The organism is Streptomyces sp. LS1784, from assembly GCF_020103755.1.
Taxonomy (GTDB): Bacteria; Actinomycetota; Actinomycetes; order Streptomycetales; family Streptomycetaceae; genus Kitasatospora.
Genome location: NZ_JAHSQD010000422.1, coordinates 1 through 7,124 on the forward strand (window position 1 = coordinate 1; position 7,124 = coordinate 7,124).

Consider the following 7,124-nt stretch of genomic DNA (forward strand, 5'->3'; position numbering starts at 1 on the left):
CGCCGGCGGACTGGGGTGCGGCCGGTGCGGCCGTGGTCGCGGCCGGGGCGGCGCCGGCGCCACCCCCGTTGTCGCCGCACCCGGTGGCAAGGGCCAGCAGGGCCAGCGCCCCCGCCGCGTACGTCCTGGTCCTGCTCCGCCCGTCCCTGCTCACCGCACCGCGCTCCCGGTTCCCGTCCAGCTGCCTCTCAGCTATGCACGGTAACGGCCGGGGCGATGGTTCCCCGTATCATCCGCTTTTCGGATTACTCGACGTGCTCACTGGTGAAGGACCAGCGGTGCACCGGGCGGCCGAGCAGTTCGGTCGGCGGGTCGGCGACGGGCGCGGGCTCGCCGCTCCACCAGGTGATCAGCAGCACTCGCTCCCCGGGGGCGGAGAGCAGTTCGGCGCGCTCCAGGCCGGCCGCGCCACGGACTGCGGGCAGCGCGAACTCCCGCACCCAGGAAGCGAGTTCAGCCCCCCGACCGGTCGCCGCCCGGGCCTCCCACATCGCCGCGACGGTCATGCCGCGCCGCCGCCGAGGGCGTCGTAGGCCTGGCCGTGGAAGTCGCCGTGCCCGATGTCCGCAGCCGGCACGTGGACGTCGGTGACCGGCAGCGAGGAGTCCGCCGACAGGTCGAAGGCGGAGGGCGCGCGGTCGCGCCACACCATCTCGGCACCCAGCGCCGCCACCATCGCGCCGTTGTCGGTGCACAGGCCCGGCCGGGGCACCCGCAGCCGGATGCCGGCCCGGTCGCAGCGCTGCTGGGCCATCTCGCGCAGCCGCGAGTTGGCCGCCACGCCGCCGCCGATCATCAGGTGGTCGACGCCGTTGTCCTTGCACGCCTTGACAGCCTTGCGGGTGAGCACGTCGGTGACCGCCTCCTGGAAGGACGCCGCCACGTCGGCGATCGGCACCTCCTCGCCGGCCCGGCGCTTGGCCTCCACCCAGCGGGCGACGGCGGTCTTCAGGCCGGAGAAGGAGAAGTCGTACGCGGGGTCGTTCCTGCCGCTGAGGCCACGGGGGAAGGCAATCGCCCCGGGGTCGCCCTCGCGGGCCGTGCGGTCGACGATCGGGCCGCCGGGGAAGCCGAGGCCGAGCACCCGGGCGACCTTGTCGAAGGCCTCTCCGGCCGCGTCGTCGATGGTCGCGCCGAGCGGGCGGACGTCGCTGGTGATGTCCTCGCTGAGCAGCAGCGAGGAGTGCCCGCCGGAGACCAGCAGGGCCATCGTCGGCGAGGGCAGCCGGCCGTGCTCCAGCTGGTCGACGCAGATGTGCGAGGCGAGGTGGTTGACCCCGTACAGCGGCTTGTCCAGTGCCCAGGCGTACGCCTTCGCGGCGCTGACGCCGACCAGCAGCGCACCGGCCAGGCCGGGGCCGGCGGTGACGGCGATGCCGTCCAGGTCGCTCGCCTTGATCCCGGCGGTGTCCAGGGCGCGCTGGATGGTCGGGATCATCGCCTCCAGGTGCGCGCGGCTGGCGATCTCCGGGACGACGCCGCCGAAGCGGGCGTGGTCGTTGACGCTGGAGGCGACCGCGTCGGCCAGCAGCGTGGTGCCGCGCACGATGCCGACGCCGGTCTCGTCGCAGGAGGTCTCGATGCCGAGGACGAGCGGTTCGTCAGCCATGGCGGGTGTCCTCAATGTCCTTCGGGTCAGTGCTGTCAGTGCTCGGGTGGTCGAGGCGCATCACCAGCGCGTCGACGTTGGCCGGCTGGTAGTAGCCGCGCCGGATGCCCACCGGTTCGAAGCCGTGGCGCTCGTACAGCCGCTGGGCGCGCGGGTTGTCCACCCGCACCTCCAGCAGCAGCTCGGCGCACTCGCGCCGGGCGGCCTCCCGGATCAGGTCGGTGAGCAGCGCCGCGCCGAGGCCGGCGCCCTGGCGGCGCTCGTCGACGGCGATGGTCTGGACGTCGCCCTCGCCGGCGATCGCCATCAGCCCGGCGTAGCCGACGATCGTGCCGTCCGGGGCGGCCGCGACGGTGTAGTGGCGGGTGCCGCCGGGGTGGGATTCGGCCAGCTCGGACCAGAACATCCCGGCGGACCAGGCGTCCTCGGGGAAGAGCCGCAGCTCCAGATCCAGCACCGGCGCGATGTCCCACCAGCGCATCGGGCGCAGGGTGGTGCCGTGGTTCACGCCGGAAGCACCGCCTTGCCCCCTAGAACGGTCTTGTAGGCGGCGGGGACCTGGGCGTCCGGGCGGCGCAGGTACAGCGGGTGGTTCGCCAGCAGCTCGCGCCCGGCGGCCAGCTCGGCGGCGGCGAAGCCCGCCAGGGCGCCGGCCGAGACGTGCTCGGGGCCGTGCGCGCCCGGGAAGGCGTCGGGGTAGAGCAGCGCGCCGGCGCCGACGGAGCGTTCCTGCGGGGTCAGCTCGGCCGGGCGGTCCACGTCGGGACCCTCGGTGCGGCGGCCGTCGGCGTCGTACGAGGCCCAGTAGACCTCCTTGCGGCGCGCGTCGGTGGCGACCGTGAACGGCTGCCCGGCCAGGCCCTCGGCGCGGGCCTGGAAGGCGATCGCGTCCAGGGTGCAGACGCCGTGCACCGGCAGCCCGAGCGCGTGGCCGAGCGCGGCGGCGGTCACCAGGCCGACCCGCAGGCCGGTGTACGGGCCGGGGCCGACGCCGACCGCGATGCCGGTCAGCCGGTGCTTGTCCACCCCGGCGGCCCGCAGTACCCGGTCGATCGCGGGCAGCAGCAGTTCGCCGTGGCGCCTGGCGTCGACCTGGTGGGTCTCGGCGAGGACGGCCGTGCCGTCGTGGACGGCGGCGGTGACGGCGGGGGTAGCGGTGTCGAACGCGAGCAGCAGCACGGGGTCAAGGTTAGACCGCGTTGGGCCGACCGGCCGATCGGCAGCATGTACCACCCGGGAACACAGATCCGAGGCGCTGCGACCCGCGAGGATGAACCTGGCACGATGGGGCCGTACGTAAAACGGCGGCGGGAGCGGCAACGTGGCGAAGATGGGTCCTGGAGTGGTGGTCACGGGGTTGACCCTGGGGGCCCTGGCGGTGGTGAGCCTGCTGGCCTTCCAGGCCAACGGCGCCCAGGACCGGGCGGGCGGCGCCAAGCCCACCGCCACCACCACGGCGACCGGCACGGCCACCGCCGCGGCGCCGACCCCCGCGGCCGCCCCGACCGTTCCGCCGCTGCCAGCCGCCTCGGGCACCGGCCTCCGGGTGGTGTACTCGATCGGCAGCCACTACGTCTGGCTGGTCGACCCGAAGAAGGGCCCGCAGGCCGCTGTCGCCTTCCCGGTCACCCCGGGCTCGGTCGAGCCCGCCCCGGGCAGCTACGCGGTGTACAGCCGCACCCAGACCACCACGGGGACGGACGGCAGGCAGATCGAGCACGTGGTGCGCTTCGCGCAGCAGAACGGCGTGGTGTTCGGCTTCAGCGCGGCGGTCGACGGCGCGACGCCGACCACCGACCCGAGCGCCAAGACCGGCGGCATCCGCAGCGGCCGCGCCGAGGGACAGCTGCTCTGGGACTTCGCGCCGAAGGACACCAAGGTGGTCGTGATCGCCTGATCCCGGACGGCCCGGGACGACCCACGTGCTCCGGGTCCGGGACGTGCGGCCTCACGCGGCCCGGGGCGCCTGCGCCTCGGGCCGTTCGTCCTGCCCGGGCCGCGGTTCGGGCGGGGTGGACACCGCCTCGGCGGCCGCGCAGGCGGCCAGCAGTGCCCGCATCGGCTCTCCCGGAGCGCGGCGGGCGGAGTCTCCGGCCCCGGCGGCGGGGACCGCGCGCTGCGGGTCGGGGGTGGTGCTCGACATGGCGCCTCCCTAGTTAGGCAGACCTAACCGCAGCACCCATCCCACCACGCCCGGCACCCCGCCCGCAACACTTGCCGACAGTCTGTCGGCAACCCGTCGGCTATCCGAGGTCCTCCAGCGCCACGTCCGACCAGCGCGGGCCGATGCCGGTCAGCACCACCCGGCGCGGGTCCTGGTCGTCCCCGTCCGCGGTGTCGCCGATGGCGCGCTCGATCCGGACCTCCAGCCGGTCCTCGGACAGCCGCTCGACCTTGCCCTCGCCCCACTCGACCACGACCACCGACTCGGGCAGCGAGACGTCCAGGTCGAGGTCCTCCATCTCGTCCAGGTCCCCGCCCAGCCGGTACGCGTCCACGTGCACCAGCGCCGGGCCGCCGACCAGCGAGGGGTGCACCCGGGCGATCACGAAGGTCGGCGAGGTCACCGCCCCGCGGACCTGCAGGCCCTCCCCCAGGCCTCGGGTCAGCGTGGTCTTCCCCGCCCCCAGCTCACCGGAGAGCAGCACCAGGTCCCCCGGCCGCAGCAGCGCGGCCAGCTCCCGGCCGAGCCGGCCCATCCGCTCCGGCGTGGGGACGGTGAGAGTGGCGTGCGAGCCCATGCGCGTGTCATGCCCTTCGGTCCGTACCGGCGCACCGACCACCGGCCGCCACCGCTACCGTGCCACATCGGCGCGCCCGGGTGCGGCGCGCGGGGGCCTAGGCCGGGTCGACGACGGGTTCCGCGGCCCGCTCGCGGGCCAGGTCGAGGACGGTCGCGGGCAGCTTCGCCGCCCCGGCGAAGCGGGCGGCCCGGCGGAGCAGCCGCGCCAGCTCGTGGTCGACCAGCTCCGCGCGCTCCAGCATCACCAGGTGCCCGGCGCCCTCGGCCAGGACCAGCTCGGCGCCGGGCAGCTGCTCGGCCATCGCCTCGCTGTGCGTCGAGGGCGTCAGCAGGTCCTTCGTCCCGGCCAGCACCAGCGCGGGCAGGCCGCGCAGGGCGGCCAGCGCCTCGTACTTCTCGTGCACGCCGAACACCGGGTAGAACTCGGCGACCACGTCGATCGGGGTGGCGTCCAACAGCTGCTCGGCGAAGCGCACCACGCCGGGGTCGACGTCCCGGCCGCCGAAGGAGAACTTCCGGTAGAAGACGGCGGCCACGTCCGAGCCCAGCCGCCTGGTCGCCTCGACCAGGTCGACCTGGCGGCCCAGCAGCTTCACCATCCCGGGCGCGACCTTCTTGAACAGCTTCGCGCCGGCCTTCGGCAGACCGAGGCTGACCTCGTCCCAGTCCCCGGCGAGGGTGCCCATCAGCGCCACTCCCGCGACGCGCTCGCGGAACAGCTCCGGGTGCTGGTCGGCCAGCGCCATCACCGTCATGCCGCCCATCGAGTGGCCCACCAGCACCAGCGGCCCGGTCGGGGCGACGGCGTCGATCACCGCCTTGAGGTCGCCGCCCAGCTGGTCGATGCCGGCCGGCTCGCCCGCCAGGTACGAGCGGGAGCGCTCGGAGCGGCCGTGGCTGCGCTGGTCCCAGAAGACCAGCCGCATGCCCTCGCGCAGCGCGGCCCGCTGGAAGTGCCAGCTGTCCTGGTTGAGGCAGTAGCCGTGGCAGAACACCACGGTCAGCGGCTCGGCGACGGTGCCGTCGCCGTCCGGCTCGCTCCAGCCGGTGCCGTCCAGCTCGACGTACAGTTCGGTGCCGTCCGGCGCGGCCACCGTCTTCGGGCGGCCGCGCAGCGAGCCGTACGGGGCGTTCGCGTCCAGCTCGGTCCGGGCCCGGCGGCGCGTCGCCCGGCCGACGGTCAGCCGCTCGATCGCCAGGCCCGCGGCCGCCCCGGCCGCCAGCACGCCGACCGAGATCCCGATCACACCCGCCCGGCTCACCCCGGAGGCGGCGCCGGCCGCCTTGGCGACCACCGCGACCGGATTGCCCTCGGCCGGTGTGCCGGTCATGCCGACGGGCCCTCGGTGTGGCTGCCGCCCAGGTAGCGGCGGGGCACCCGGTCGCCGATCCGGGTGATGATCTCGTACGAGATGGTGCCGCAGGCACGGGCCCAGTCCTCGGCGGTGGGCTCGCCGCGCTCGCCGTTGCCGAACAGCAGCACCTCGTCCCCGATCGCCGGGGTGTCGCCGCCGAGGTCCACCACGAACTGGTCCATGGCGACCCGGCCGGCCACCGTGCGCCACTTGCCGTCGATCTGCACCGGGCCGGTGCCGCTGGCGTGCCGCGGGATGCCGTCGCCGTAGCCGACCGGGACCAGGCCCAGGGTGGTCTCGCCCGGCGTCGTGTAGTGGTGGCCGTAGCTGACCCCGTGCCCGCCGGGGACGTGCTTGACCAGCGCCAGCCGCGCGGTCAGCGCCATCACCGGGCGCAGCCCGAAGTCGGCCGGCGAGCCCACCTCGGGCACCGGCGACAGCCCGTACGCGGCCAGGCCGGTGCGGACCAGGTCGAAGTGCGACTCGGGCAGCAGCAGGGTGGCCGGGGAGTTCGCCAGGTGCCGGACCTCGGGGCGCAGCCCGGCGGTCTCGGCCGCGGCCAGCGCGGCGCGGTAGGAGTCCAACTGGGCCTGGATCGACGGGTGGCCGGGCTCGTCCGCCGCGGCGAAGTGCGACCAGACGCCGACGACCGTCAGCAGCCCCTCCGCCTCGGCGCGGCGGGCGGCGGCCACCAGCTGCGGCCAGTCGTGCGGCTGGCAACCGTTGCGGCCGAGGCCGGTGTCGGCCTTCAGGTGCACCCGCGCCGGGATGCCGGTCTCGCGCACGGCGGGCAGCAGCTCGTCCAGCGCCCACTGGCCGCTGACCGAGATGTCCAGGTCCGCGCGCAGCGCCTCGCGCCACGGCCCGCCCGGCGTCCACAGCCAGCACAGGATGCGGGCCTGCTCCGGACGGATGCCCGCGGCCCGCAGCGCCAGCGCCTCGTCCGGCGTCGCACAACCGAGCCAGCCAACCCCGTTCGCGACCGCCTCCCGGGCGCACTCGACCGCGCCGTGGCCGTAGCCGTTCGCCTTGACCGCGAGCATCACCGCCGCGCTGCCGACGCGCTCGCGCAGCGTCGCGAGGTTGCCGCGCAGGGCGGCGAGATCGATGGTCGCCTCGGCCCGTACGCCGTCGGTGAGGGTGGCCGTGCCGGTCGTGTTCGCAGTTGTCATCAGGGTCAGTCTCCCAGACGTCCCGGAGTCCTCGCCGAACGGCCTGTCGGCACAGCTGCCGACGACCAGGCCGCGCACACCGCGCCGACCTGCGGCGAACCGCTCGTCGTCCCTTGCACGGACGCGTTCGACGGACCGTTCGGTTCCGTTTCCCGGCCTTCCGGACGTTCCGGGCTAGTCGGCCCGTACCGCCCGCCACACCGCCGGCAGCGCCCCGGCCACCGCGAGCGCCGTCGCCGGGGCGC

9 protein-coding genes are annotated in these 7,124 nt (G+C 75.2%); 1 reads left to right on the forward strand and 8 read right to left on the reverse strand.

Going from position 1 to position 7,124, the window contains the following annotated elements:
* Nucleotides 1–245 precede the first annotated feature (245 nt).
* Genes KS423_RS33305 through tsaB form a run of 4 tightly spaced genes read right to left on the reverse strand, consistent with a single transcriptional unit; the run spans nucleotide 246 to nucleotide 2,788 of the window.
* Nucleotides 246–506: a hypothetical protein gene (locus KS423_RS33305; protein ID WP_224283485.1), complete on the reverse strand. Its 261-nt coding sequence runs from the start codon at nucleotides 504–506 to the stop codon at nucleotides 246–248.
* Nucleotides 503–1,609, reverse strand: coding sequence for a tRNA (adenosine(37)-N6)-threonylcarbamoyltransferase complex transferase subunit TsaD (gene tsaD, locus KS423_RS33310; protein WP_224283486.1), 1,107 nt, complete (start codon nucleotides 1,607–1,609; stop codon nucleotides 503–505). The genes KS423_RS33305 and tsaD overlap by 4 nt, the downstream gene beginning before the upstream one ends.
* On the reverse strand, nucleotides 1,602–2,090 hold the full coding sequence (gene rimI / locus KS423_RS33315) for a ribosomal protein S18-alanine N-acetyltransferase (protein WP_224283492.1): 489 nt from the start codon (nucleotides 2,088–2,090) through the stop codon (nucleotides 1,602–1,604). The genes tsaD and rimI overlap by 8 nt, the downstream gene beginning before the upstream one ends.
* Nucleotides 2,091–2,113: 23 nt before the next feature.
* Nucleotides 2,114–2,788: a tRNA (adenosine(37)-N6)-threonylcarbamoyltransferase complex dimerization subunit type 1 TsaB gene (tsaB, locus tag KS423_RS33320; RefSeq protein ID WP_224283487.1), complete on the reverse strand. Its 675-nt coding sequence runs from the start codon at nucleotides 2,786–2,788 to the stop codon at nucleotides 2,114–2,116.
* A 151-nt stretch (nucleotides 2,789–2,939) separates the two neighbouring features.
* Here tsaB and KS423_RS33325 point away from each other — a divergent pair, with 151 nt between their 5' ends.
* Nucleotides 2,940–3,506 (forward strand): hypothetical protein, encoded by a 567-nt coding sequence (locus KS423_RS33325; RefSeq protein WP_224283493.1) that lies wholly within the window; start codon nucleotides 2,940–2,942, stop codon nucleotides 3,504–3,506.
* A 51-nt stretch (nucleotides 3,507–3,557) separates the two neighbouring features.
* On the opposite strand, the gene KS423_RS33330 is transcribed toward KS423_RS33325, so the two are convergent.
* The 4 genes from KS423_RS33330 to alr all read right to left on the reverse strand — a co-directional run bounded on the left by KS423_RS33330 (nucleotide 3,558) and on the right by alr (nucleotide 6,879).
* On the reverse strand, nucleotides 3,558–3,752 hold the full coding sequence (locus KS423_RS33330) for a hypothetical protein (RefSeq protein WP_224283488.1): 195 nt from the start codon (nucleotides 3,750–3,752) through the stop codon (nucleotides 3,558–3,560).
* 100 nt (nucleotides 3,753–3,852) lie between these two features.
* Nucleotides 3,853–4,350: a tRNA (adenosine(37)-N6)-threonylcarbamoyltransferase complex ATPase subunit type 1 TsaE gene (gene tsaE / locus KS423_RS33335; protein ID WP_224283489.1), complete on the reverse strand. Its 498-nt coding sequence runs from the start codon at nucleotides 4,348–4,350 to the stop codon at nucleotides 3,853–3,855.
* Between the two features lie 97 nt (nucleotides 4,351–4,447).
* The gene (locus KS423_RS33340) at nucleotides 4,448–5,683 is read right to left on the reverse strand and encodes an alpha/beta fold hydrolase (RefSeq protein WP_224283490.1); all 1,236 of its coding nucleotides are present in this window, start codon (nucleotides 5,681–5,683) and stop codon (nucleotides 4,448–4,450) included.
* Complete coding sequence (gene alr / locus KS423_RS33345; RefSeq protein WP_224283491.1) at nucleotides 5,680–6,879, reverse strand: alanine racemase; 1,200 nt, start codon at nucleotides 6,877–6,879, stop codon at nucleotides 5,680–5,682. The genes KS423_RS33340 and alr overlap by 4 nt, the downstream gene beginning before the upstream one ends.
* Nucleotides 6,880–7,124: the final 245 nt, after the last annotated feature.